This is a genomic window from Streptomyces sp. NPDC059169 (assembly GCF_042755225.1).
Lineage (GTDB): Bacteria > Actinomycetota > Actinomycetes > Streptomycetales > Streptomycetaceae > Streptomyces.
On sequence record NZ_JBHZCF010000023.1, the window covers coordinates 75,571 to 99,484 of the forward strand.

At 69.5% G+C, this 23,914-nt stretch carries 23 protein-coding genes; 6 read left to right on the plus strand and 17 right to left on the minus strand.

Features of this window, described 5'->3' with window-relative positions; translation table 11 throughout:
* Window positions 1-273 precede the first annotated feature (273 nt).
* Window positions 274-456, plus strand: coding sequence for a hypothetical protein (locus ACFXOM_RS32030; protein ID WP_384927647.1), 183 nt, complete (start codon window positions 274-276; stop codon window positions 454-456).
* On the opposite strand, the gene ACFXOM_RS32035 is transcribed toward ACFXOM_RS32030, so the two are convergent.
* Together ACFXOM_RS32035 and ACFXOM_RS32040 are read right to left on the minus strand one after the other, a co-directional pair.
* Entirely contained in the window at window positions 434-1,486 is a 1,053-nt protein-coding gene (locus ACFXOM_RS32035) for a methyltransferase (protein WP_384927649.1), read from the minus strand. The two genes, ACFXOM_RS32030 and ACFXOM_RS32035, sit on opposite strands and share 23 nt — an antisense overlap.
* Window positions 1,487-1,508: 22 nt before the next feature.
* Window positions 1,509-2,534 carry a hypothetical protein gene (locus ACFXOM_RS32040; RefSeq protein ID WP_384948550.1) on the minus strand — a complete coding sequence of 342 codons (1,026 nt, stop codon included), beginning with the start codon at window positions 2,532-2,534 and terminating at the stop codon, window positions 1,509-1,511.
* A gap of 156 nt (window positions 2,535-2,690) precedes the next feature.
* On the opposite strand from ACFXOM_RS32040, the gene ACFXOM_RS32045 reads away from it, so the two are divergent.
* Window positions 2,691-4,319, plus strand: a complete 1,629-nt coding sequence (locus tag ACFXOM_RS32045; protein WP_384927653.1) for an FAD-dependent monooxygenase — start codon at window positions 2,691-2,693, stop codon at window positions 4,317-4,319.
* 44 nt (window positions 4,320-4,363) lie between these two features.
* Window positions 4,364-6,025, plus strand: coding sequence for an FAD-dependent monooxygenase (locus ACFXOM_RS32050; protein ID WP_384927655.1), 1,662 nt, complete (start codon window positions 4,364-4,366; stop codon window positions 6,023-6,025).
* 75 nt (window positions 6,026-6,100) lie between these two features.
* Here ACFXOM_RS32050 and ACFXOM_RS32055 read toward each other — a convergent pair whose 3' ends face one another.
* Genes ACFXOM_RS32055 through ACFXOM_RS32085 form a run of 7 tightly spaced genes read right to left on the minus strand, consistent with a single transcriptional unit; the run spans window position 6,101 to window position 12,627 of the window.
* Window positions 6,101-6,397 (minus strand): antibiotic biosynthesis monooxygenase family protein, encoded by a 297-nt coding sequence (locus ACFXOM_RS32055; protein ID WP_384927657.1) that lies wholly within the window; start codon window positions 6,395-6,397, stop codon window positions 6,101-6,103.
* 1 nt (window position 6,398) lies between these two features.
* Window positions 6,399-8,039 (minus strand): class I adenylate-forming enzyme family protein, encoded by a 1,641-nt coding sequence (locus tag ACFXOM_RS32060; RefSeq protein ID WP_384927658.1) that lies wholly within the window; start codon window positions 8,037-8,039, stop codon window positions 6,399-6,401.
* Window positions 8,040-8,056: 17 nt separating this feature from the next.
* Window positions 8,057-8,839, minus strand: a complete 783-nt coding sequence (locus ACFXOM_RS32065) for a cyclase family protein (protein ID WP_384927660.1) — start codon at window positions 8,837-8,839, stop codon at window positions 8,057-8,059.
* On the minus strand, window positions 8,830-10,086 hold the full coding sequence (locus ACFXOM_RS32070) for an FAD-dependent monooxygenase (protein ID WP_384927661.1): 1,257 nt from the start codon (window positions 10,084-10,086) through the stop codon (window positions 8,830-8,832). Before ACFXOM_RS32070 ends, ACFXOM_RS32065 begins: the two co-directional genes overlap by 10 nt.
* Window positions 10,083-10,844: an SDR family oxidoreductase gene (locus tag ACFXOM_RS32075; protein ID WP_384927662.1), complete on the minus strand. Its 762-nt coding sequence runs from the start codon at window positions 10,842-10,844 to the stop codon at window positions 10,083-10,085. The genes ACFXOM_RS32070 and ACFXOM_RS32075 overlap by 4 nt, the downstream gene beginning before the upstream one ends.
* Window positions 10,841-11,797 (minus strand): aromatase/cyclase, encoded by a 957-nt coding sequence (locus ACFXOM_RS32080; RefSeq protein ID WP_384948555.1) that lies wholly within the window; start codon window positions 11,795-11,797, stop codon window positions 10,841-10,843. Before ACFXOM_RS32080 ends, ACFXOM_RS32075 begins: the two co-directional genes overlap by 4 nt.
* Before the next feature lie 44 nt (window positions 11,798-11,841).
* Window positions 11,842-12,627, minus strand: coding sequence for an SDR family NAD(P)-dependent oxidoreductase (locus ACFXOM_RS32085; RefSeq protein WP_384948558.1), 786 nt, complete (start codon window positions 12,625-12,627; stop codon window positions 11,842-11,844).
* Window positions 12,628-12,776: 149 nt separating this feature from the next.
* Here ACFXOM_RS32085 and ACFXOM_RS32090 point away from each other — a divergent pair, with 149 nt between their 5' ends.
* Complete coding sequence (locus tag ACFXOM_RS32090) at window positions 12,777-13,223, plus strand: nuclear transport factor 2 family protein (protein ID WP_384927667.1); 447 nt, start codon at window positions 12,777-12,779, stop codon at window positions 13,221-13,223.
* A gap of 45 nt (window positions 13,224-13,268) precedes the next feature.
* On the opposite strand, the gene ACFXOM_RS32095 is transcribed toward ACFXOM_RS32090, so the two are convergent.
* The 7 genes from ACFXOM_RS32095 to ACFXOM_RS32125 are packed head-to-tail and all read right to left on the minus strand — an operon-like array spanning window position 13,269 to window position 20,395.
* Window positions 13,269-14,042, minus strand: a complete 774-nt coding sequence (locus ACFXOM_RS32095) for a class I SAM-dependent methyltransferase (protein WP_384927668.1) — start codon at window positions 14,040-14,042, stop codon at window positions 13,269-13,271.
* A 5-nt stretch (window positions 14,043-14,047) separates the two neighbouring features.
* Entirely contained in the window at window positions 14,048-14,665 is a 618-nt protein-coding gene (locus ACFXOM_RS32100; protein WP_384927670.1) for a dTDP-4-dehydrorhamnose 3,5-epimerase family protein, read from the minus strand.
* Between the two features lie 8 nt (window positions 14,666-14,673).
* A complete protein-coding gene (locus ACFXOM_RS32105; protein ID WP_384927672.1) occupies window positions 14,674-15,699 on the minus strand; it encodes an NAD-dependent epimerase/dehydratase family protein in 1,026 nt (341 codons plus the stop codon).
* Window positions 15,700-15,702: 3 nt separating this feature from the next.
* Window positions 15,703-17,040, minus strand: coding sequence for a nucleotide sugar dehydrogenase (locus ACFXOM_RS32110; RefSeq protein ID WP_384927673.1), 1,338 nt, complete (start codon window positions 17,038-17,040; stop codon window positions 15,703-15,705).
* On the minus strand, window positions 17,037-18,434 hold the full coding sequence (locus ACFXOM_RS32115) for an NDP-hexose 2,3-dehydratase family protein (RefSeq protein ID WP_384927674.1): 1,398 nt from the start codon (window positions 18,432-18,434) through the stop codon (window positions 17,037-17,039). Before ACFXOM_RS32115 ends, ACFXOM_RS32110 begins: the two co-directional genes overlap by 4 nt.
* A gap of 29 nt (window positions 18,435-18,463) precedes the next feature.
* Window positions 18,464-19,771 (minus strand): nucleotide disphospho-sugar-binding domain-containing protein, encoded by a 1,308-nt coding sequence (locus ACFXOM_RS32120; RefSeq protein ID WP_384927675.1) that lies wholly within the window; start codon window positions 19,769-19,771, stop codon window positions 18,464-18,466.
* A gap of 9 nt (window positions 19,772-19,780) precedes the next feature.
* The gene (locus tag ACFXOM_RS32125; RefSeq protein ID WP_384927677.1) at window positions 19,781-20,395 is read right to left on the minus strand and encodes a dTDP-4-dehydrorhamnose 3,5-epimerase family protein; all 615 of its coding nucleotides are present in this window, start codon (window positions 20,393-20,395) and stop codon (window positions 19,781-19,783) included.
* Window positions 20,396-20,536: 141 nt separating this feature from the next.
* Between ACFXOM_RS32125 and ACFXOM_RS32130 the strand changes: the two genes are divergently transcribed.
* Together ACFXOM_RS32130 and ACFXOM_RS32135 are read left to right on the plus strand one after the other, a co-directional pair.
* Window positions 20,537-21,769, plus strand: coding sequence for a nucleotide disphospho-sugar-binding domain-containing protein (locus ACFXOM_RS32130; protein WP_384948566.1), 1,233 nt, complete (start codon window positions 20,537-20,539; stop codon window positions 21,767-21,769).
* Window positions 21,766-22,767, plus strand: a complete 1,002-nt coding sequence (locus ACFXOM_RS32135; RefSeq protein ID WP_385040831.1) for an NAD-dependent epimerase/dehydratase family protein — start codon at window positions 21,766-21,768, stop codon at window positions 22,765-22,767. Before ACFXOM_RS32130 ends, ACFXOM_RS32135 begins: the two co-directional genes overlap by 4 nt.
* Here the strand turns inward: ACFXOM_RS32135 and ACFXOM_RS32140 are convergent.
* The gene (locus ACFXOM_RS32140; protein ID WP_384927683.1) at window positions 22,749-23,879 is read right to left on the minus strand and encodes a polysaccharide pyruvyl transferase family protein; all 1,131 of its coding nucleotides are present in this window, start codon (window positions 23,877-23,879) and stop codon (window positions 22,749-22,751) included. The genes ACFXOM_RS32135 and ACFXOM_RS32140 overlap by 19 nt on opposite strands.
* Window positions 23,880-23,914 lie beyond the last annotated feature (35 nt).

Consider the following 23,914-nt stretch of genomic DNA (forward strand, 5'->3'; position numbering starts at 1 on the left):
CGCCGCGCGGGGCGTCCTCTTCGAGGTTCCGGCGATCACGCCTGCTGCCCGTGCGAACCTCACGGAGCGCAGGGTCGCGGGGGCATCGTGTTCGAGGCCGCGTCCGGGTGACGGTGACCTGTACCTGTTCAGGATTGTGTTGTGGGAGAACGACGACGGCCGGGTCGTGCGCGTCCTGCCTGGCGTTGCGGCGGGCATGCCGGCGTCGGCGCACCTGGTGGTGGAGGCCTTCCTGACCGGGTTGCTGAATGGCATCACCGGCCCGGAACGTCGATGGGGAGGCCGAGGGAACCACACCGGGTCGGCTTCTCGGTCTTCCTGCAGCGCGGCGGCTGGGTGGGCACCGAGGAGGAGAACATGGAGCTCTTTCGGCGGGCCGGGTTCGGGATCGGACGGGCCGGCCGTGTCGTAGCGACGGGCGTGCGTTGGGACTTCATCGAGGCGCGGCGCGCCTGACGTCTGCCGGGACGACCGTCTCCACCAGGAACGCGGCCGGTCCCGCCGGAACGATCCTCGGAGCGGGCAGCCCGGCCCGCTCCAGCAACCGGGTGAACCCGGCGGTGGTGCGCTCGCGTCCGCCCTGCGTCACCAGCATCAGCAGATCCATCGTGGTGGCGCTGCGCAGCGTCCGCGTCGCGTTGAGGACTTGCTCGACGAGCACGATGCGGGCGCCGGCGGGCGCCGCGTCGAGGAGGGTGCGCAGCACGCCCACCACCGTCGCGTCGTCCCACATGTGCACGACGTTCTTCAGCAGATACGTGTCGGCCTCAACCGGGATCGCCCGCCGGCAGTCGCCGCCGAGGACTCGGCACCGGCCGGAGAGGTCGCCGTCGGTCAGCCGCTTCTCGGCCCCCTCTACCACCTGCGGTAGGTCGAACAGAACGCCCTGCGTGGTGGGATGGCGCTCGAGTAGCATGCGCAGCAGGGTGCCGTGCCCGCCTCCGATGTCGGCGATCGTGTCGGTGTCGCCGACACTCAGCGCCTCGACAACGGGCTGCATGGTGGTCTCGCCCGACTGGGACATGGCCCGGTTGAACAGGGCCCCGAGGTCCGGGTCGTTCTTCTCCAGGTGGCTGAACAGATCGGTGCCGAACAGGTCCTGGCAGACGCTTTCGCCTGTACGCACCGCATCCGTCAGGTGCGACCACACCTGCCAGGCGAACGGTGCGCCGGCCAGGAGGACCATCGTGCGCCGGGTGCCCGGGGCGTCCTTGCGCAACAGCCGCGAGGCCTCCGTGTGGACGTACCGGCCGTCGTCTTGGGCTCGGAAGACCCCGCGTGCCGCGAGCGCCCGCAGTAGTTGCTCCATGGCCTCGGGGTGGGCTCCCACCGTGCGCGCCAGGTCCGCCGCGCCGGTGGGAGCCTTGTCCAGGGCGTCCGGCACGTTGAGGCGCACCGCCGCCACCAGGGCGGCCGTGGTCCCCAGGCTGAAGGCCATCTCGTGCAGGAGCAGCGGTGTGGGAACGCTGTCGGGGGCGTCGTTCATGAGGATTCTCCCAGTCGCTGGGTCAGCCGTCGGACAAGGCGTGCCGTGCGTATGCGGCGGCGTTGGGCTGGAGTTGCAGGGCGGCGTGGCTGGTCGCGGCGTGCACGTCAGGCGGCCAGGCCCGCTGCAGCGGGTGGTGGTCGCTGCCCTGCGCCCGCCCGCGGCGCGCTGGAGGCTTTCGACGGCGTCCGTCACGTGTGCGGCGGCGTGCCACCAGGTCACCGGTCAGCGGCGTCGCGCTGTCGGCGCGGCCGCGATGGGTGCCAGCGCAGCGGGAGGTCCGCGGCGTCCGGTGCGGTGGCCGACGTGTGGCCTCCTGTGCGGTGCCGGCAGGCTCGGGCCGCTCACCAGGCGGGGCGACACGGCGTGGCAGCGTGCCACGTCCGTCTGCAGGGCCCGGGCAGCCGCTTTCGTCGAGGAGTGCCTGGTGGGTGAGGGCGTCGTGCTGGGGCACGAAGAAGTCCTTCAGGACGACCGTCCTGCTGCTGGTGCCGCGCGGGCCGACGGTGAACCAGGTGTCGACCACCGCCGGTGCCTCGCGGGGCACGGCGAAGAGGCGGATCCGCCCGTCGGTGTCGGGCTCGGCGGTGGACAGCAGTGCCCACTTGGCGAGGTCGACGCCGCTGGGGAACCCCGACCCCCCGGTCAGTCGCCAGCCGCCGCCTTGCGTGGTGCGATGCGTCCCGGAGGGGACGCATGGCCGCTGAGATCCGCACTCTGCGTTGGCCCACACTTCTTTCTGGCCGGGGTCAGGCAGGTAGTGCGCCATTGTGGTGTGCGAGGCGAGCAGGGCGGTGCACCAGTCGGGCGGCGAGCCGCCCTCGGACATCGTGGGCACCGCGCCGAGCAAGGCGCTGGACGTTCGTTCCTCGCCGCCGGCCGTTCTCGGGACGAAGTGGTGTGCGAAGCCGGCGTCGGTGGGCGCGGCCACGACGGTCGGTGACGAGCGGCGTCCGTCGTCGGTCCGCTTCGTGTGTGCGGCCGCCATGTCCTTGATGTCCCGGGCACTGCGGTGCAGAGGTGAGTGGCTCGCGTTCGACAAGGTCATCCCCCCCTTTCCCGTTCGGCCGACAGCGCGCTCGCACTATCGGCGAGGCGGTTCAAGGGCAGTTCGAGTGCCGGCGGAGTCGAGCGGTCGTCCAGCGGGTGTCGATCCTGCTCCGGCACGGTTGCGCCGCCAGCCGTCGGGCGTGAAGGAGCAGGAATGGACAACGAGGTGCCGGTACTGATCGTCGGTGGTGGTCTGGTCGGCTTGTCGCTGGCTGTCTTCCTCGCCGACCACGGTGTGCGGGCGCGGCTTGTGGAGCGCCATCCGCGTACTTCCGTGCTGCCCCGCGGGCGCATCTTGAACGTGCGCTCGATGGAGGTGCTGTCCTCGGTCGGTCTCTCCGACGCCCTGCATGCCGCACCCGCCTCGGTGCTGCGGGACTTCCCGGAGGTCGCCCGCGCACGGACCCTCGATGCGGATGAGGACTTCCACGCCGTGCGGCCGGCGCCCGACTCCTACGCCCGGATCAGCCCCACGGCGCCGCTCCTGATCGATCAGAACGAGGTCGAGCCCGTGCTGCGTGAGCATGCCTCGCGTCTGGGCTGCGCCCTTGGGTTCCACACGGAACTGCGGTCGTTCGCCCAGGACGAGGACGGCGTCACGGCCGAGTTGCTCGACCGGGACACGGGGCGGGTGTCCCGGGTCCGCACCGCGTACCTCGTCGCGGCGGACGGACACCGCAGCACGATCCGCGAGCGGCTGGGCATCTCGGTACGCGCAACGGCGGTGGAGGCGACCCGCTACGTCAGCATCCCGTTCGGCGCGGACCTCGGACCCGCTCTGCGGGGACGCCGACTGGCCCTGTGCTACCTCGACCGGCCGGTGCCGAGAACGGTGCTGACGCGCCTGGACCATCCGCAGCGGTGGGTACTGATGGTGCCCGCGGAAGCAGCCGGCGACGCCCCCTCGGACCAGCAGTGCCTCTCCCTGATCCGGCAGGCCGTGGGCCGGGACGATGTACCGATCGAGCTGCTGCGTACCGACGACGTTCCGCTGGACCGCTGGGAGCTGGCGTCGTGGGTCGCCGAGCGGTACCGCGACCGCCGGGTCCTGCTGGTGGGCGACGCCGCTCATGTGACGCCACCGGCCGGCGGCCTCGGTGGCAACACCGGTGTCCAGGATGCGCACAATCTCGCCTGGAAGCTCGCGGTAGTCGTGCGCGACCAGGCAGCCAGTGGCCTGTTGGACACCTACGAGGACGAGCGCCGCCCGGTCGCCGTCGCAGCGTGCGCGTTCTCCGCCGCTAGTCAGCGGGGGCGTACGGGTACCGGAGGCTCGCCCGGGTCCGCTCTGCCTGACGCGCTGGCCGTGGCGCTCGGCTACCGCTATCGCTCGGCCGCGGTGGCGGGCGACGAGGGCGTCGGCGCGTGTACGCCGTGCGACACCGACACCATCCCGGTGAGCCGTTGGGACGGCGGCCCGGGCAGCAGGGCCCCGCATCTCCCGCTGCTGCACGAGGGGGTCGGGATCTCCTCCCTTGACCTGTTCCGGGACCGTTTCGTGCTGCTGGCGGGGCCACGCGCCGATCGCTGGGCCGAGGCGGGCGGGCAGCCGGGCCTGCCGGTCCCGGTGCGGGTGCACCGGGTCGGCGCGGATCTCACGGTCATGGAGGGGTCATGGGCCGAGGCGCACGGTGTCACCGACTCCGGTGCCGTGCTGGTCCGGCCCGACGGGTTCGTGTGCTGGAGGGCCCGGGACGCGGCGCCTGCCGACGCCGTCGGCAGGCTCACCGACGTGCTGCGGCGGACCCTGGCGCTCGGCGTCACGAAGCCGGCTCGAGCGTAGTACCGGACGATGCGCGGTCAGTCGCGTCCGCTCAAGGAGGGATCTTGACGCCCGAAGACCACACACATGACAGGGACGGGGTGCAGGGCACGGCCGACGAGGGGCCTCAGGTTCTGATCGCCGGAGCCGGTCCCGTCGGCCTCACGCTCGCCCACGAGTTGACCCGCCACGGCCTGCGGGTGCGGATCGTGGACGCCCGCCTGGCCCCGGTCACCACCAGCCGGGCCATCGCGACCCATCCCCGCACCTTGGAGACCTACGCCCAGATGGGCATCGTCGACGACATTCTCCCCCTGGGGCAGCGGGTCAGTGCCTTCACCCTCTTCCAGAACGGCAAACGGCTGACCAGGCTGGAGGCCGACTACGGGCGTACTCCGACCCGCTACCCCTTCACGCTGACCATCAGCCAGGTCCGCACCGAGCGGGTCCTGCGGACGGCTCTCGCGCGGCGCGGGGTCGAGGTGGAGTGGGGCACCCGGCTGGACGCTTTCGAGCACGACGGCGACGGGGTGCAGGCCCGTCTGGTCCGCTCCGCGGGCGTCGAGGAGCTCGACGTGCCGTGGCTGGTCGGGTGCGACGGGGGGCACAGTCTCGTGCGCAAGCGTCTTGGGCTGCGCCTGCTGGGCGAGCAGAGCGAGACCTGGATGTTGGCGGACGCCGAGGTGAAGACGGACCTGCCCCGGCACAGCATCTACTGGGTGCGCACGGGGGGCACGACGTTGATGATGGTGCCGCTGTCGAAACCGGGTCGGTGGCGCCTGCTGGACACCTCGCGACCGCCGCACGACGAGGATCCAGACCGCGTCGCGCGTCGGTTCGCGGCCATGCTCAGCTCGGGCGTCGGCGCCACCGTCGAGGTGGGCCGTCCCGAGTGGGTGTCGGTGTTCGCCTTCCAACAACGGATGGTGGAGCGCATGCGGGTGGGCCGGTGCCTGGTCGCCGGTGACGCGGCCCACGTGCACAGCCCGGCCTCCGGTCAAGGGATGAACACGGGCATCCAGGAGGCCTACAACGTCGCCTGGAAGCTGGCGGCCGTCGTCCACCGCCGTGCCTCGCAGGATCTGCTGGACAGCTACAGCGACGAGCGCGTTCCGGTGGGCCGCGCCCTGCTGGCCTCGACGAGAACTGCAACGCGCCTCATCCAGCTGCGGAACCCGGTGCTGCAGCGTGTCCTTCCGGTGTTCTTCGCCCTGGTGCGCGCGGTGCCCGCGCTCCGCCGGCACATGCAGCACAAGATTCTCGGCACGATGTCCGGCCTGGAGGTGAACTACGCCGACTCTCCCCTGTCGTTGCCGACGAGCGACGGGTCGGTGGTCAGACCCGGCGACCGGGTCAGCCGGCTCACGTCCACGCAGACCCAGTCATCGGGCCCCGAAGCCTTCCTGGCGGAGCTGGCGGGTCCGCGGTGGACCCTTCTGTGGTTCTTCGAGGACGAACACGCATCGAAGGAAGTCCAACACATACGGGCCGGTCACCGGGGGTGGCTCTCGGTGCGTACCGTGCTGCCGGCCGACGGGCCGGAGGTCCGGCCGAACCTGCCCGGTGCCTTCACCGACGAGGGCTCGCTGCGACGCGCGCTGGGGGCGGAGTCCGGCTCCTGGCTGCTGATACGTCCCGACGGCTACCTGTGTGCTCGCGGCACGGGCATCACCGAGCACGGGTTCACCGGTCTGCTGGCCCGGCTGCCGCTTGGTACGGGCGGCTGACGACGGGCCCGAGGCTCCCCTGAGAGCAGGGGGCCGGGCGCACACGGCGCCCGGCCTCCTGCTCCCTGCCGCGCCTCAGTGGCCGGCGACGCCGTCCACCACTGGCTCGAACACATCGGGTTCGGCCTCGGCGTGCTTCATGAGCTGGGGTATGTGGGCCTGGAACTCCTGGCTGCGCAGGGCCGCCTGGTGGTCCGCGGCATCGCGCCACTCGGCCAGTTCCACGTAGACCTCGGGGTTGCGCGCCGAGCGGTACAGGCGGTGCGAGACGAATCCGGGCCGGCTCTTCATGTAGGCGGTCATCGAGCCGAGGAGACGTTCGAACTCCTCGCGGTCCCCGGTCAGCCTGAGACGGTTGATCACTGTGGCCATGTCAGTTTTCTCCTTGTGTGGGATTCTCCGGCGGCCCGGCCGGCAGCGTCCACCGGGCCACTGTGTCGCGCAGGTCGATGCGCTGGACTTTGCCGTTCGCGGAACGCGGGATCTCGTCGACGATCTCCACCCGCCAGATGCGCTGGTAGTAGGGGACCTGGCCGTTGACGAACGCCGCGAGGTCGTCCGCCCGTACGGTGGGGTCACGGGTCTCGACCAGCGCGCAGGCGAGCGCTCCGCGGTCTGGATCCGCACGTCCGACCACCACGCAGTCGTCGACGGCGGGGTGTCTGCGCAGCACCGCCTCCACCTCGGTGGGTGACACGAGGAAGTTGTCGCACTTGAAGACGTCCTTGATCCGGTTGACGAGGTAGAGGTGGCCTGCGGTGTCCATACGGCCGACGTCGCCGGTGGCGAACCACACATCGCGGGGCAGCGGTTCGACGTCGAGGTACCCCTTCATCAGCTGGGGGCCCCGGAGCTCCACCTCGCCCGTCTCGCCCAGCGGCCGCACCTCGCGGGTGTCCGGATGCACGATCCGGCATTGGGTTCCGGGCAGCGGCACACCGCACGAACCGTGCCGGGAGGCGTCCAGCGGGTCGCACAGGCTCAGCGGTGAGGTCTCTGCCAGCCCGTAGCCCTGCACCACCGGAACCTGGAACCTGCGGGCGAGTACGGCTGCCCGCTCGACCGGGAGGGCGCTGCCGCCGGAGAGGATGGCGCGCAGGGTGGGCACCGGTTTCCTGGGGCCGGTCGCAGGTTCCGCCGTGGCCAGCTGTGCAAGCCGTACGGGCAGGCTGTAGTAGTGCGTCACGCCGTTGTCCACCGCGGCCTTGAGCGAGCCGGCCGGATCACCCTTGGGGTGGAGCACTTGCCGCGCCATGGCGCACACGCTGCTGTTGAGGTGCATGAGGTGATAGGTCGGTAGGCAGTTGAGCGTGACCGACCGGTCATCGAGTTGATGGGCGTACGCGGTCTGTGCCGCGTTGACCGTCAAGTTGCGGTGGGTGAGCATCACCGCCTTCGAGGCGCCGGTCGTACCGCTGGTGAACAGCACGCAGGCGACCGCGTCCGGGAGGGGACTCACCGTCGTGGACGGTGGCGGTGCCGGCGCCCGGAGGTCGCCGAGTACGGGTACGTCGGGGATGTCGTCGGCGGCGTGCGTGAGGATCACCGTGTCCAGGTAGGGCAGGTTGTATCTGATGTCGCTCAGGACGCGGTACATCTGCGGTGTGACGACGGCGATCTGCGCTCGGCTGGTGCGCAGCGCGTGCACCAGGCCGTCCTCCCGCCAGAGCGGGTTGAGGATCACGCTGATGTTGCCGCTGCGGGACGTCCCGTACAGGGCGGTCACGAATGCTGGATCGGCCACGGCCGGGACGGCGACGACCGAGCCCAGGTCGGGCAGCAGTTGGCGCAGTGCCCTGGCGAACCGTGTCACCTGTGTGTTCAGTTCGTCGTAAGTCCACTCGGCTCCGTCTGCGCGTATCGCGGCCCGCCGGGGCATTCGGCGGGCCGCGCGTTCCAGGAGGGCGTCGATGCTCGGACCGCCCGGCAGGTCGCCCAGCGCACTCGGGGGAGGTCCGACGGCCACACTCCTCCCGGACTCGACGTTCGCCCGGAACTCCATGGGATTCCGCACCCTTCGTCTCGCCTCCTTCACTCGTCCAGGAGTGCCACTGCACGCGCCCATCCGGCCCCCGCGCGCGCTACTTTCACCGGAAAGCAGGAGAGGCGGAATCCGGAGGTTTTCGGCAGCACCGTCAGGTTCGCCAGTCTCTCGATCTGGCAGTATTCGCGCTCCCGCCCGATGAAGTGCGCAGGCCACAACACACGGTGGTCCCCGGTCCGTTCGTATTCCGTCAGGATGTGGGTGAAGGGAGCGTCCAGGCTGAATGCGTCGGTTCCGATGACCCGGATGCCGAGGTCGAGCAGGTATGCCACCGCGGAGCGGTCCAGGCCGACGAAATCTGTGAAGTACTCGGGTGTTCCGACGTGTTGATCGGCTCCTGTGTGCAGGAGAGCGATGTCTCCCGGAGCGGGAGAATAGGAGATCTTCGCGCACTCGTCGGCGATCCGGCTCGCATCCACGGTGCCGCGGCCCACCACGTCGGAGATGTCGAGGACGAATGCGGGCCCGTAGAACCATTCCAGTGGCAGCTCGTCGACGGTGCGCGGGCCGGACGCCCGGTAGCTCGCCGTCGATCCGTAGTGCGCGGGCGCGTCGACGTGTGTGCCGGTGTGTGTGGTCAGAGTGAGCGTGTCATTGTTCAGGAACTCGCCCCCGGGCAGCATGCTCACATCCAGGTCGAGACCGAAGTGTTCCCGCATCTCGGACACCATGTGGCGCGCGCCTTCCGCGGGCGACATGGCGGTGTGGCGCACCGGGTCGGGTTCCCAGAACGACGCGTCGACAGGTGAGCTGAGATCGATCACGCGCATGCGCGCTCCGTCCTTTCGTATCCGTCCATGAACAACTCGGAGGAAACTTCGACCTCGCTGCCGAAAGCGATCTGCCGCAGGATTTTCTGATAGGCGGGGGTGTGGGAGACAAGAGAGGCCATCCTGGGGCGCAGAGCCCGGGACACTTTTCCGGCGGAGAGCATCATCTTGCTCTGTACCACTTGCAGCCGCATGGCCCGGCGGATCTCGCGCCGCCGTGGGCCGCAGTAGCGCTCCAGGACGTCTGCGCCGGCGTCCTTCTCGTGCAGCGACGCCATGAGTACGGGGTGCGCGGCGACCGCGTCCTGCAGCGCGAGGTTGATTCCCTGGGCGCCGATCGGGCTGTGGGTGTGCGCGCTGTCGCCGATCAGGAGCAGGCCGTCCTGCGCCCACTGAGGGGACAGTCCGGCGAACACATCGAGGAGTGTCAGGTCGGTCATGCTGCGGACGGTGTCCCTGATCGTGTCCGCGTACTGGGGAACGGCCGCGCACACCTGGTCCTTGACGTACTCGATGCCGCGGTGAGCAAGACTGCGGTACGTCCGGTGGGGCAGCAGCCAGCCGATCTGGATGTCGTCCGGGCCCGAGGGATAGGTCAGGACGGCGTTGCCGCCGCCCCGCACGATGCGTACGTCAGGGTCCGGGCGACCGCTCGCTGGCACTTTGAACCAGAGCACGTCCTGGTCGAAGACGTCGTGCCGGCCCGACTCGATGCCCGCCAGGCTTCTCGTCCTGGAGTACCTGCCGTCCGCGGCGACGAAACAGTGCGCTACGACCCGCAGCGGCCCGCCCCGTCCCTCGACCCGGGCCTCGGACACACGATCCGCGCTACGCCCCAGGCGGGTGACCTTGCTGCCCTCGATCAGCGTGAAGTTCGGATACCGGCGACAGCGCCGCAGCAGTTCGGCAAGCACGTGCTCCTGTGGGATGCTCAGCAAGTGGTCGTAGGGCTTGGGGAGTTGACGGTAGTCGCTGGCGAACAGGGTTTTGCCGTCCTCCACCAGCTGGAAGCTGTCGAGTTCGTGGCAGCCCTGGCGGCGGGCGGGTCCCAGCACTCCCAGTGCGTCGAGTACCTGCGATCCTCCCGGCTGGATGATCTCCCCGCGGTATTCGCGCCGCAGGGTCGTGGTTCGCTCCACCAGGACCACGCGGGATGCCGAGCGGAGCAGCAGCAGCGCGAGTGTGAGGCCGGCCGGTCCTGCCCCGACCACGCAGAAGTCCGCCTCCGCCGTCGCCGTGACGTTCATGCCCGCAGCACCAGACCGCCGTCGGCACGGATCACCTGGCCCTGGATCCATGCGGCTTCCGGCGCGCACAGCAGCGCCACCACGTCCGCCACGTCCTCGGGCACGGTGAGACGGCCCGCTGGAGTGCGCGCGGCGAGCGCGGTGACCGCTGGCGGGGACGGGGTTTGCCCCTTGTCGAGCTTTGCGGTGGACACCGCGTTGACGGTGATCCCGTGTTGGGCCAACTCCACTGCCAGGTAGCGAACTTGGCTTTCCAGGGCGGCCTTCGCCATGCCCAGGCTCACATAGGCCGGCACCGCATGGTGTGCTCCCGTGCTGGAGACGGCGATGATCCTGCCGCCCTCGGGCATCAGACGGGCGAGCGCGGACGCGCCGTGCAGCAGGGGTGTCAGCGCGACAGCGAGGTCCTGCCAGGCCGCCCCGGGGTCCGGTTCCAGGGCTGTCATCGGTGTCCAGCTGGCGGCGTTGTGGACGAACACGTCCAGCCGTCCGTATGTGTCGCGGACCCTGCTCATCAGGGACTCCACGCCCTCGGCGGTCCCGACGTCGGCGCGCTCCAGTGACACCCTGCCCTCGGCATCGCCGAGGGCGGCCACCGCCTTCTCTGCCTGTTCCCGCGGTCCCGCGTGGTTCAGGAGGATCTCGCAGCCGCAAGAGGCCAGTTTGCGGGCGATGGCGAGCCCGAGTCCTCGGGTACCGCCGGTGATCAGCGCGACCTTGCCTTCGAGGCCCAACCTCCCCCGCGTCACGGCGCTCACGCCTGCGGCTCCCGGCCCGCCTCCGCGAACTGCTTCGCCAGTCGCAGCGTGGCCGTGCTGTTGGCGCCCAGCGCCCGGCGCACCGATGCGCGGGCGTCGGCGACGGTGGCGTCTGCGCCCAGGACCGCGGTGATCGATGCCGGGTCGATCACCACCGTGTGCCGCGATGTCGCCGTGGTTCCGTCCGGGGACTGCGCGAAGGTCCAGCAGCCTGTGTGTGCGCGGAGCAGCTTGGGCAAGGTCGTCTGCTTGTAGATGATGCGCTTTGCGGGGAAGCACAGGCGGATCGACTCGGTGCTGTGCACCGCTCCGTCGGGAGCCTTGGTGTCCATGGCCATGTGCTGGATCCCGCCGGGCTGTTCCGTCAGCTCCAGGCGCGAGACGTGCGGCAGTCGCTGCGGCCACGACCGGCAGTCCTGGATGAAGTGGTACACCGCGTCGGGCGTGGCCGCGATCTCCATGGTGTCCTCGAACGACATCATGAGCTGGTCGAGGCCCGGCGGCCGCTCGACCGCGTCTTTCAACGCCGCCAGTTCGGACCGGCTGTTGCGGTCCACTGCCCGGGCGATCCAGTCGGCGTGTGCGGGGTCGTCGTCCACCGCGGTGTAGGCATGGGTCAGCACCACCAGGGTGCCGTCGTTGGTCGCCGGTTTCATGCTCCATTCGCCGCCCATCGACGCAACGGGTGGCTGGGACACCTCCTGGCGGAAGGTCACCCGGTGCGCCTGCGGATCGAGCGTCCGCCGCGACGTCCAGGTCTTCACTTCGCCGTTGGCCAGTGCCCACAGGCGGACGCGCTCGTTCGTGCCGTCGCTCTGGACCTGTTCCGCGTGCAGGGTGGGGCCGAAGACCGCGGGCCATCTGGTGACGTCGGCGATGATGTCGTACAGCGCCTCGGCGGACGCGGTGGCGACGACGGTGTGCTCGGTGTACTGGGCTTCCTGCTGGGCCATGCTGTTGCCTCTCTGCCGTTCGCGACCGTGTCGCTGCGGTCGGGTCAGTAGTTGCCGAGACCACCGCAGACGTTGAGGGCCTGGGCGGTGATCGATGCGGCGGTGTCCGTGGCCAGGTAAGCGGCGAGCCCGGCGACCTCCTCGGGGGTGGTGTAGCGGCCCAGTGGGATCTTCGCCTCGAAGCGCCGCAGGACCTCGTCCTGGGGAATGTCCCAGTGCTCGGCGTATCCCTGCCGGACGCGCTGGGCCATGGGGGTTTCGACATATCCCGGGCAGACGGCGTTCACGGTGATGCCCGTCTTGGCCAGCTCCTTGCCGAGCGCTTTCGTGAAGCCGATGACACCGTGTTTGGAGGCGGAGTACGGGGCACCGAGCTCGACGCCCTGCTTCCCGCCGGTCGAGGCGATGTTGATGATGCGGCCCCAGCGCTGTTCCAGCATCCTGCCGGTGGTCAGTGCCTCGCGGGTGACGTAGAAGACGCTGTGCAGATTGGTGGCGACGACGTCCAGCCACAACTCGTCGGTGATCTCCGCGGTGACGCCGCCGCCGTTGCGGCCCGCGTTGTTGACCACGATGCCGATCGGACCGAACCGTTCCACCGCCGAAGCGACGACCTCGCGGACCTGTTCGCGTGAGCGCACGTCGCCCGCGCGGCCGTCCACATCGTGGCCCCGCGCCCGCAGGTCCTTGACCGCCGCCGCCACCTTCTCGCCGTCGCGGGCACAGATGAACACACGGTGCCCGCTCTCGGCCAGGGTGTGGGTGATGGCCTCTCCGATTCCGCTGGTGGCGCCCGTGACAAGAGCCACGTGTCTCGTTTCGTCCGCCATGCGCCGGCTCTCCCTCCATGTCGATCGCGGGAATGTTCACGAAGTTCGTTAGAGGACCTGTCGACGGCGGCTCCAACCGTGCTCAATCGTGATCCGCGAAGCTCGTCGGCCGACCCGGAGAGACCGGTCGCGAGAAGAGTGGGATGGCCATGATCGACTCTGAACACACAGCAGGCAGCCCCGTCGACAGCGCCGTGTACCTGCAAGTCCAGCAGTTCTACGCGCACCAGATGCACGCCCTCGACAGCGGTGACGCCTCGGCCTGGGCCGCCACCTTTACCCCGGACGGCGAGTTTTCGGCCAACGCCCACCCCGAACCGGTACGCGGCAGGGACGCGATCGACGCGGCGGCGCTCACGACCACGACGGATCTGGCGGAGCGGGGTGTCGTACGACGCCACTGGCTCGGCATGCTCGACGTGTCCGCCCGCGGCGACGGCACCCTGAGCACTCGCGCGTACGCGCTCATCGTGGAATCGCCGCGCAACGGACGACCGGACGTACGCCTGAGCACCTTGTGCGAGGACGTTCTCGTGCCCGACGGTGCCGGCTGGCTGGTGAGCTGCCGCCGGGTCACCCGGGACGATCTGCGCTGAGCCCCGGGCGGCGGGGCGGTCCGGCCCCGCCGCCCGGGCCGGTCTTCAGCCCTGCCATTCCAGGTAGATCACCGGGGACTCCCGTGCGGGCAGCTGGCGCAGGCGTGCGTGGTCAAGGCCCAGTACGTCGCGCAGTGCTGTCGTCTCCCCGGGCCACTTGGGATGGGCCAGTTCGTCAAAGGCGAGGATGCTTCCCCGTGTGAGGTGCGGTCGGATCACCTCGAGCAGTTCCTTCGTGGGGCGGTAGAGGTCCAGGTCGAAGTAGGCGAGGGCGATCACCGTCTCCTCGTTCTCCGCCAGGTAGCGCGGTACCGTGGTGCGGACGTCTCCCTGGATCACGAAGGTTCGTTGTGTGTGGCCGAACGGCTCACCGATCTCGTGCGCCGCCATGACCTCGCGCAGGTGGTCGACCTCGTCCTCGGGAACGGCGAAGCGGCCGGTGACCGCGCTGGTGGTCACCCGGTCCACGTCTGCGATGTCGGGGAATCCCGTAAAGGTGTCGAACCCGATGATCCGCCGGAGCGAGTTGTAGGGCTCGTAGATGCTGCGCAGCGCGGTCAGCGCGGCGAGGTGACGGCCGTGCAGCACCCCGAACTCCATGATCACGCCGGGAACTTCGGGGATCATGCGGTACAGCGCGTCCATACAGAGGAGGTCCGCCAGCTGGTGCCGCCTCAGGTAAACCGGCAGGTTGTCGATGAGGTACTCCGGCGGGATGGGCGTCTGTGTCAGCAGTTTCGTCAGCCGCAGCCGCGATTGCCGCTCCTGTTCCGACTCGTGCGGGACGACCCGTGGGTCCTTGAATCCGTTCTGCTCCATGCTTCTCACGGCCCTCCTGCGAGACGTCCAGCACGGGGAACATCGGCCAACTTCTCGTACAGGTCGCGACACCGGCTGTACTGCGGAAGCAACCCGGCATCGACCGCGTCCTTGAGAAAGGGGGCGGAGGCGTCCTTGTCCGACATGACGAACGGCTCCGCGTCGCCCCAGGGGATCCCTATCTCCGGGTCCAGGGCATTGATGTCGATCATTCGGCCCCGCCGGTACTCCGCGGAGCACAGATAGCTCATGCACGTGTCGTCCGTGAGGGCGAGGAAGGCGTGCCCTATCCCCTCCGCCATGAAGATGCCGGTACCGGACCCCGGGTCGAGCCGGACCATGTCGAACTCCCCGAACGTCGGCGAACCCGCCCGGAGATCGATCACGGCATCGAGCACCGCGCCGCGCACGCAGGTGACCAGTTTGGCTTCCCCCGGCGGAACCGGTGTGGCGTGGATGCCCCGCAGGCTGCCCCGGCGCGAGACCGAGTAGGTGGTCTGGGCCGGTACGAAGGTCCGGCCCGTCACGTCGCCGAGTTCTTCATGCCGGAACAGTTCATGGACCGAGCCCCGAGGGTCCTGAAACCGGTGCGGATCGATGCGAAAGGTGTCGGGAATCCTCATCCGAGTGATCAACTCGCCCTCCGCTCTCCCCCGGGCCGGTCGTCGGCGGGCCGGGCCGAGGCGCCGCTGTCCGCGAGCGCCAGCCACCACGGGTTGTTCCTGGCCCAGGCGATGGTCCGGGCCAGGCCGTCCCGCAACGTCGTGGCGGCCGTCCAGTTCAGCAGCGCGGCGGCCTTGGCGGTGTCGGGGATGCGGCGCTGCAGGTCCTGGTAGCCCGGGCTCAGCCGCTCGGCGGTGTCGATCGGTACCAGTTCCCCGTCGAAGCCGCACAGTTCACCGATCTCGGTCACCACCTCGCGCACGGTGGTCTCCACCATGCTACCGAGGTTGAACGTCTCGCCGACGGCCTTCTCGTCGTCGGCGGCGCACAGGGTGCCGTCAACGATGTCCTCCACGTATGTGAAGCACCGGGTCTGCTTGCCGCCGTCGTACACGACCAGCGGTTTTCCGTTGAGTGCCCGGTGGATGCTCCGGCTCACGACGTAGGCTGGTCGCTGCCCGGGGCCGTATGCGTTGAAGTAGCGGACGATGGTCGCCGCGAGGCCGTGGCGGCGTCCGAAGGCGAGCGTCAGATGCTCCGCCAGGGCCTTGCTGGTCGCATAGCTCCAGCGGTCGGCCGCGGTCGGGCCCAGCACCCGATCGGCCTCCTCCGACCACGGCACCGCGGAGTTCTTGCCGAACACCTCGCTGGTGCTGGCGACGACGACTCGGGCGTCGGCGCGTGCTGCCAGTTCCAGGACGTTGCGCGTACCGGTGAAGTTGACGTCGATGACATCGAGCGGGCACGCCAGGTACTGGTCCACGCCCACCACCGCGGCGAGGTGGTACACCAGGTCCACACCCTGGTTGATCGTCCGAGCCAGCCGGTCGCGGTCCCGTACGTCCACCGGGACCACGGCGGTGTCGATACCTTCCAGTGCTCTGATTCCCGAGGCCGCGTCGACCACCACGACCTCGTCTCCCCGCTCGACGAGCCGCCGGACCAGCCGACTGCCCACGAAGCCTGCGCCACCGGTCACCACCACCCGTGCCATGCGCTACCGTCCGATTCCTCGATAGAGATAGCCGAGCCGCCGCAAGGACTCGATCTTTTCCTTGGGGTAGTAGGCACGACCGTCCAGGACCAGACACGGCTTGGCCACCGGCAGGGTCGCGTAGTCGACGGACGTGAACTCACGGTGCAGTGCCAGGACGGCCACGCAGTCGGCTCCCCGCACCGCGTCGTGCACGGTGTCCGACAGCTCGAACCCGAGCAGCTTCAACGCCTCCTCGGGATCGACGAGCGGGTCGTGCACCCGTACCCGCACCCCGGCCGCGCGCAGTGCTTCCACCACCGCGGTCACGGGCGTGCTCCGCAGATCACCCGTGTTGTTCTTGAAGGCCATGCCGAGGACGGCCACCGCCGCGTCCGCCGGTTTTCTGCCCAGGGACCGCAGTTCGGCGAGGATCGTGTCCGCGGTGTAGCGGGGCATTCCCTCGTTGACCTTCCGCCCGGCCGGCGCCGTGAGGATCTGAAGGCCCCGGCTCCTGGCTGCCTGCCAGACCATCCACGGATCCTTGGTCAGGCACGAGCCGCCCACCCCCGCGCTGGGGAGCAGGATGTTCACGTTCCCGGCCCCCTTGGGGATGCCATTGGCGGCATCGATCACGTCCAGTACGTCGACGCCGTACAGCGCGCAGAGCTTGGCGAGTTCGTTGGCGAGTGCGATGTTCAGGTCGATCCACCAGTTGTCCGCCAACTTGACGATCTCGGCCGCCTCGAGCGAGTCCTGCGGGACGACCCGGACGCCGAGCGCGGCGGACCAGAACGCGGCAGCGGCGGTGACGCTCGCCTCGTCGACGCCGCCGACCACGATGGGCAGGCTCCGCAACTCGTGAAGGGCCGTGCCCTCGGCGAGCCGCTCAGGGGTGAAAGCCAGGGCGAAGTCCGCCCCGGCCTTCAGTCCGCTGCGCTCCAGCAACGGCAGGACCAAGTTCCTCGTCGCCCCCGGCGGCACGGTGCTCTTCACGATGACCAGTTGTCCGCGTCGCAGATACCGGCTCAGTTCGGTGCATGCGGATCGCAGTTGTTCGTCGGCCAGCGAGCCGTCGTCACGGACCGGCGTTCCCACCGTGATCAGCACGACGTCGACCCCGGTGACGGCCGCGTAGTTTGTCGTCCCCCGCAGCCTGCCGCTCTTCACCGCCCGGCCGATGAGCTCGGCGATCTTGTGTTCCTCGAACCGGCAGACCCCGTCGGCCAGGTCATCGACGAGCCGGGCGTTCAGGTCGATGCCCACGACATCCCAGTCCGCTTCGGCCAGGGTTCCCGCGACGCAGGAGCCGACGTATCCCAGGCCCACGACGGCGACCTTGTGCCGGGCAGTCTCCGTCACTTGGGGACCGCCGTCGAGGCGTTCAGGCAGGCGAGTAGCGTGCGGGCCTGGATGCCGAGGTAGTGGCCGTGTCCGACGAGCGTGCTGAGCTGGGCCTGCGTCACCCAGCGGTAGTCCGGCGGCGGGTCGAAGTGCTGCTGGACGTCAACCACCATGTACCGGTTCTCCGCGTTGAGGAAGCGGCCCCCTTCCTCCGAGTGGACGGTCGAGTAGAGGATCGAGTCCGGCTCCGCCGCCCGCACGACGTCGGCGAAGGGCGGCTCTTGCGCGTCGGGCAGTCGGGCCAGATCTCCCGGGGAGAACTGCACGGTCGGCCCGATCTCGACACCGTTGGCGAAGCCGCCCTCGGGCCTCGCGTGTGCGAGTACGTGGACCACGCCCTCGATGCGGCAGGCGAGGAAGGCGGCGATGTCCTGTGCGTAGGGCTCCAGAAGCGGCTGCGTCCAACTCGCCACTTCACGACTGCCGGCCTGCACGGACACCCCCACGAGCCGGAAGTACGCCTCGTTCACGTGCTCGATGGACGAAGCCGTGCTCCGCCAGTCCGGCACGTCACTCAGCGGGACGAGCCGGGACGTCACCGCATAGCGCGCCCGTGCGCCGGCGAACCAGGACAGGACCTCGTTGTCCGAGTGCAGGGCGCGCTGTTCCGTGTCCTCGACCGGCAGGCAGGACAGCGCCGAGCGGGAATCCATGTTGATGACGTTGCTGTGGTGCAGGAGTTCGCCGATCTGGCCGAGGGTGAGCCAGCAGAAGTCCTCGTGTACCGGCACGTTGTCCCAGGTCTGCACGACGACGTTGCGGTTCCTCTTGTGGTAGAACCACTCACCTTGTTCGGACTGGAGGACATCGGCCAGCACCGTGCTCTTGCCGGGCTCTGCGAAGTACTCGACGTACTTGACGGGCGACCCCTTGTGCACGCCGGTGTAGTTGCTCCACGTCGCCTGCACCGTGGGCGAGAGTTGGACCACGTTGCAGTTGCCCGGCTCCATCTTGGCCTGCATCAGGATGTGCGGAACGCCGTCGAACTCCTTGACCAACAAGCCGAGGATCGCCACTTCCGGCTGGCAGATGACCGGTTGGGACCAGGTCCTGGCGGGGGTGCCCACGCCGCGGTCCTCGACGGTGACGTGCATGCCCTCCACGGTGAAGAACCGCCCGCTGTGGTGCCGCAGGTTGCCGGTCTGCTCCTCGAAGTTCCAGCCGGTCATGTCGGTGACGGGGATGCGGTCGACCCGGAAGTCGTGCGCACGGGTGCGTTCGTCCAGCCAGGCCAGTATCTGCGCCGTGCTCCGGTGTGCGCCCTGCCGTGCCGCGGCCGACCGCGCGAGACTGCGCGCCGAGGAGCTGTCGGCCCGTCGGCGCAGGCCCACTGCGTTGTCCGACCGGGTCACGGCTCGACCGTTTTGTGAGGTCTGGGTCTTCATGTCTTCAATCCGGAATTCTCTAGGGACGGACGGAACGTCGGACGGGCGCCGCGTTGTGCCAAGGGCCCTTCCGCGCCTTTGTCGTGCACCAGTCGCTCCAGCACGGGGACCAGCTCCGCCGGCGTCGGCTTGGCCCGGATGTCCTCGGCCAGGGCGTGTGCCGCTTCCTGGGACTGCGTGCTCAGCACGGTGCGGGCGGCCTTGTCGACCTGCTCGTCGACGGCCGTCAGACCCGGTATCGAGACGACCGCTGCGGTGGCTTCCATACGGCGCCCGAACACCATCTGGTCCGGGCTCAAGGAAAGGGCCAGCTGCGGAACTCCGGCCGCGGCAGCGGTCATCATGGCGCCCGCGCCGCCGTGGTGGAACAGGGCGTCGCATGTCTGCAGGAGCGTGTGCAGGGGGAAGTCGCTCAGCACGCGCATGTCCACAGGCAGTTCACCGAGCGCCTCCACCTCGTCGCTGCCCGCCGTGACGACGACCTCCTTGCCGAGCCGGGCGGCGACCTCGATGGCGGTCCTGAGCGCCGGGACGCCGGTGCCGTACATCGCGGTGGCCGAGTAGCCCCACAGCACACAGATCCGGCCCTTCGACGGCGGGTCCGACAGCCAGGGCGGCGGCGTGGCGGCCGGCCCGTTGTAGGGCAAGCAACGCACGGGCAGCGGTGTCGTACGGCCGTGGGGAGGCACCGATCTGCTCGGGGACGGATCGATCACATAGGGCATGTCTTCGCGGCGGAAGGGCTGCAGGCCATGGCGGGCGAACGACTCCGTCGGATCGTCGAGTCCCATGTCGATCGGGGGCTCGGTCTCCGCGGCACCGTACAGGCCAAGGGAGTGGTAGACGGCAGGGGCGCCCGCGAGCTGAGCGGCGAGCGCGCCCTCCGGCGTGAGCACATCATGGATGACGAGCTCGGGCTGGTAGAGACGGGCCAGGTCCGCCGCCGCGTCATGGCTGGTGCGCAGCGCGTGGAAGATGGTCTCCATGAACCGGTTCGACGCCGCGTCGACGTCGAACTCCCTCAGGTGTGAGACCGGTTCGCCGGTGTCCGGATGGAGCGGCATGCCGGGCAGGGAGCGTTTGCCCTCGACCGCTTCCTGGTAGCGGGTCAGCCGTGCCCAGTATGTCAGGTCGGGACCGTCGAGGACGGGCACCGGCACCAGTCCTGCGGCCGAGACCGTGGCGGCCTGGCCGGGCGGGCAGGCCACCCGCACCTCGTGCCCTGCGGCTTGGAGGGCCCATCCCAACGGGACCATGCAGTAGTAGTGGCCTCCCCAGGTGGAGACCGTGAACAGCACACGCACGCAGCATCCTCACTTCGCACTATGGGCGTTGCTCAATGTCTCGCGGAAAGCCATGCACTCTTCGTACGTGGAGAGAAGACCGCCCTCGATCGCTTCGTCGAGGGTCGGGGCCGACTTGTACTTCTCCGCGACGATCGCCTCATCGACGAGTCCCCAGGGCAGGTTGATGCGCTTGTCGAACGGCGTGATGATGAATTCCTGATCGGGCATGTACGAGGCGGAGCACTGGTAGAAGACACAGCTGTTGTCCACCAGCGACAGGAACGCGTGCCCGAGCCCCTCGGAGATGTACAGAGAACTGCTCGAATCGGCGTCGAGCCAGGCCACTTCGTACTCGCCGAAGGTCGGCGAGCCGATGCGCAGGTCCACCACCATGTCAAGGACCGCTCCGCGCACACACGTCACGATTTTCGCCTGGCCCGGTGGCACGTTCGTGCTGTGGATCCCCCGTATCCCGCCGCGTCGCGTCACCGAGCAGTTCGTCTGCTCGATCACGACCGGGTGCCCGACCGCTTCGGCCAGAACGTCCCGCCGGAAAGCCTCGTAGAAATGGCCCCGCACGTCCTGGTGCCTCTCGGCCGAGACAAGGAAGACCCCGGGAAGGCTTCGCTCTTGGACCTTCATGCGCCCAGACCCTAGGCAGAGCCGCTTGAGGGCGGTTGGGGAGGTGGTCCACGCGCCGTCAAAAGGCTCGCGAGGCGTTGAGCCGTTTTCCAAAACCCCGCGCGAACCTACGTGCCGGAGTCCGCTGATGTGGAGGTGGGTATGCGCGTGTTGTTCACCGTGGCCGGCTGGAGCGGTCACTACTACTGCATGGTCCCCGTCGGCTGGGCGCTGCAGGCGGCGGGGCACGAGGTGCGGGTGGCCTGCCAGCCGGAGCTGGCGGCGTGTGTGGCCCGCAGCGGACTGACCCCGCTGCCGGTGCTGCGCAGCGCTGATCTGATGCGCGTCGCCCGCTTCGCCCACCTGCTCAAGAGCGCGGAGGGGCGGCGTGCCTTGCCCGGGCTCCCCCTGCCGCTGCACCCGCTCACCGGCGCCTTGGGGTACAGCCTGTCCGAGATCGACATCGCCGCGGTGGGCGCGGCGCTCTGGCGCGACCTGGCCGCGCACTACCGGGAAAGCGCCGATGCGGCGGTGGACGTGGCCCGGTCCTGGTCCCCCGATCTCGTCTGCCACAGCCTCATGTCGGAGGAGGGCCCGCTCGCGGCCGCTGTCCGCGACGTACCCGCGGTCTTCCTCCCCCCCGGTCTCTTCGGTGCGGTGGAGCGCGGGAACGAGCTGGACATGGGACCCGACGATCCGACCGGCTCGTTCGTACGGCACGGCCTGGAACCCTGGCGTCGGGAACGGATCCGCCATGTCATCGACCCGTCCCCGACCGCGTCCGTACCCGACCACGGCGACGCGGCGGTCCTACCGGTGCGCTACGTGTCCTACAACGGCGAGCCGCGCGCCGTGCCGGACCGGCTGCGTACTCCCGCCTCACGCCCCCGTGTCTTGGTGGTGTGGGGCAGGTCGGCCCCCGCCATCTTCGGCTGTGACGTGCCCGCGCTGCGCTCGGCCGTGCAGTGCGCGGCGGATCTGGGCGCGGAGGTGGTCATCGCCGCTCCCCGCGAGCAGGTGGACGCGCTGGGGGTTCTGCCGCCGGACACGCAGGTCGTCACCGGCCTGCCCTTCCAGCTCCTCCTCGACACGTGTGACGCGGTGATCCATCACGGCAGTGCCTGTGCGTTGATGACAGCGGCTGCGGCGGGCGTGCCACAACTCTCCCTGGCCCTGACCGACGACGCAATCGCCACCGGGCAGCGCGCCGCGACGAGCGGTGGCGCGCTGTGGCTGCCGGCTCTGATCACCACGCAGGACAGTGTGCGCGAGGCCGTTGAGGGCCTGCTGTCCGCTCCGCTGCGGCAGGCCGCACGGGCATTGCGCGACGACCTGGCAGGACGGCGCTCGCCCGCCCTGCTGGTTTCCGAACTGCAGGAGGTGGCCGCCGCATGAACGAGAGGGGCACCTCCGCCGTTCTCGGCACTCGCCGCCGTGTGCTGGTCCTGGGAGGGACGGGCTACATCGGCCGGCACGTCTGTGCCGCATTCGCTGAAGCCGGTTACCGGGTCGCCGTCGTCGCTCGACGCGCCCGCCCGCTGCCGCACGGCAGCCGGCTGAGGAACCTGGACCTCTCACTCGCTGGTGTCGCAGACCTCGCCAGGCTGTTCGCCCAGGAACGTCCCGACGTCGTGGTCAACGCGACCGGGATGGTGTGGGGCATGGACGAGCAGGCGATGCTCGAAACCAACGTCCGTCTGCTGGAGCGGATAGTGCACGCGCTGGGCTCCTTGCAGACTTCCCCCCGCTTGGTGCAGTTCGGCTCAACGCGCGAGTACGCACCAACGGAGCCCGGCATCTCACTCAGCGAGGACGCGCCGCTGGGCCCCATCGACGCGTACGGCCGATCCAAACTGGCCGCCACCCGCACCGTCCTTACCGCCTGCGCCGAGGGCGTCATACGCGGCGTGGTCCTCAGGGTCGGCAATGTCGCCGGGCCGGGCGCGCCGGCCGGCAGTCTGCTGGGCAGCGTCGCGGAGCAATTGCTCGCAGCCGCGGGCCAGCCCGCAAAGGTGGAGTTGCACCCGTTACGGGCCCGACGCGACTACATCGACGTCCGAGACGTCGCACGGGCCGCCTTCCTGGCCGCGCAGAGCCCCGTGACGGGCGAGGTGTTCAACCTCGGCAGCGGCCGAGCCGTACCGGTCCGCGCCCTCGTCGACCTCCTCGTCGAAGTCAGCGGCACCCGTGCCCAGATCATAGAGCGGGCGCCTGACGGTTCACGGACACCGACCCGGACCGACATCACCTGGCAGCAGACCGATGCCCGACGCGCCGATACGGTCCTGGGGTGGCGTCCCCTCGGCTCTCTGCGAGACGCTCTCCGCGATTTGTGGACCGACGCCGCAGCCCGGTGGGAACACAACACCCCGGCTCAACAGACAGGCGGATAGACAGACCGGGCGACCTCGAGCTTGGCCTCACGCAGCCCGGCGCAGCGCTCGGGCCCGAACCCCCCAGCCTGCGGCCTGGCCGGAATCATGGGCTCGCTCAGGAGGGACCAGCCAGAGCCGGCTTCGATCAACGACTGGTGCTTGATGCCGTAGTAGTCGGGCCTGATGTTCAACGCGATGCCACCAGCCCCTCCGGCCGCGGCGACCAGGTGCGGATGGAAACGCGAGGACATCCACAACTGATCCGCGCTCACCGGCAAGCCCTCGGCAAGGACTTCCTCGGCACCATAGCGCCGCACGACCGGGAGCATCCGTTCGGCGAGCGTCACAATGCCCTGATCCCCGCCGGGCAGGCACTCCAACAGCCCGACCTCGTCGACGCCCCAGGCTTTGACCACACTGGCCAGGAAACCCAGCAACGGCTCCGACTCCACCTCGGACAACTGGGACTGCACGCAAATCATCAGCTGCGGCGTGCCATGGGGCGCGGCACGCAGGTGTTCCGCGACACCGAGCATCGCGTCATCTCCCGTGTGGGTGAACGACGCCGACCCCAAGAGCGCCGCCGACGGCATATCACGCACATCCACGACGTCGAAATCCGCGACACACCTGCGCAACTGCTCGGCACCACCCTCAACGGCCGGGCACAACCCCTGGCCCGTCATCGCGGCGCGTCCGCCGGAGTGACGGACCGCGGCCGCCACAGCCGCAGGCACCCCCATGAACTGGGGCCACAACGAGTTGAGGTAACCGCCGCCGACAATGTGGACCACATCCGCACGCCGCAGCTCGCCGATCCCCTGCGCAAGGTCCGGGACGAGACCGGGGTCATCCACCGCACTACAGACCCGCTCGACCACCTCCCGCGGGTTCGACGACCCACTGCGCAGGCACAGTTGCCACAGCGTGTTGACACAACGCGCCTTGGGGTGGAGCGCGCCGAGGCGGTCCCCCGCCCGTACCGGGTCAAGGCAGTCGACGACGACCTCCGCATCGGGGGCCACGCGGTGAATGTGGCGCAGCCATGTGGCCGCGATGAGTTCGTCGCCGTAGTTGGCATTGCCCGCCGGGCTGACGACGTAGTACAGCTGCGTACCTGAGCGTGCCATGTTCTCTCCCCTTTTGCGTCGGATGGTCAAAGCCC

Excerpts from the sequence above, each read along its gene's own strand:
- ACFXOM_RS32100 (WP_384927670.1), bottom strand. The coding sequence starts at position 14,665 with ATGAGGATTCCCGACACCTTTCGCATCGATCCGCACCGGTTTCAGGAC.
- ACFXOM_RS32090 (WP_384927667.1), top strand. The coding sequence starts at position 12,777 with ATGATCGACTCTGAACACACAGCAGGCAGCCCCGTCGACAGCGCCGTG.
- ACFXOM_RS32105 (WP_384927672.1), bottom strand. The coding sequence starts at position 15,699 with ATGGCACGGGTGGTGGTGACCGGTGGCGCAGGCTTCGTGGGCAGTCGG.
- ACFXOM_RS32130 (WP_384948566.1), top strand. The coding sequence starts at position 20,537 with ATGCGCGTGTTGTTCACCGTGGCCGGCTGGAGCGGTCACTACTACTGC.
- ACFXOM_RS32045 (WP_384927653.1), top strand. The coding sequence starts at position 2,691 with ATGGACAACGAGGTGCCGGTACTGATCGTCGGTGGTGGTCTGGTCGGC.
- ACFXOM_RS32085 (WP_384948558.1), bottom strand. The coding sequence starts at position 12,627 with ATGGCGGACGAAACGAGACACGTGGCTCTTGTCACGGGCGCCACCAGC.
- ACFXOM_RS32080 (WP_384948555.1), bottom strand. The coding sequence starts at position 11,797 with ATGGCCCAGCAGGAAGCCCAGTACACCGAGCACACCGTCGTCGCCACC.
- ACFXOM_RS32055 (WP_384927657.1), bottom strand. The coding sequence starts at position 6,397 with ATGGCCACAGTGATCAACCGTCTCAGGCTGACCGGGGACCGCGAGGAG.
- ACFXOM_RS32095 (WP_384927668.1), bottom strand. The coding sequence starts at position 14,042 with ATGGAGCAGAACGGATTCAAGGACCCACGGGTCGTCCCGCACGAGTCG.
- ACFXOM_RS32040 (WP_384948550.1), bottom strand. The coding sequence starts at position 2,534 with ATGACCTTGTCGAACGCGAGCCACTCACCTCTGCACCGCAGTGCCCGG.
- ACFXOM_RS32125 (WP_384927677.1), bottom strand. The coding sequence starts at position 20,395 with ATGAAGGTCCAAGAGCGAAGCCTTCCCGGGGTCTTCCTTGTCTCGGCC.
- ACFXOM_RS32030 (WP_384927647.1), top strand. The coding sequence starts at position 274 with ATGGGGAGGCCGAGGGAACCACACCGGGTCGGCTTCTCGGTCTTCCTG.
- ACFXOM_RS32070 (WP_384927661.1), bottom strand. The coding sequence starts at position 10,086 with ATGAACGTCACGGCGACGGCGGAGGCGGACTTCTGCGTGGTCGGGGCA.
- ACFXOM_RS32140 (WP_384927683.1), bottom strand. The coding sequence starts at position 23,879 with ATGGCACGCTCAGGTACGCAGCTGTACTACGTCGTCAGCCCGGCGGGC.
- ACFXOM_RS32065 (WP_384927660.1), bottom strand. The coding sequence starts at position 8,839 with ATGCGCGTGATCGATCTCAGCTCACCTGTCGACGCGTCGTTCTGGGAA.
- ACFXOM_RS32135 (WP_385040831.1), top strand. The coding sequence starts at position 21,766 with ATGAACGAGAGGGGCACCTCCGCCGTTCTCGGCACTCGCCGCCGTGTG.
- ACFXOM_RS32035 (WP_384927649.1), bottom strand. The coding sequence starts at position 1,486 with ATGAACGACGCCCCCGACAGCGTTCCCACACCGCTGCTCCTGCACGAG.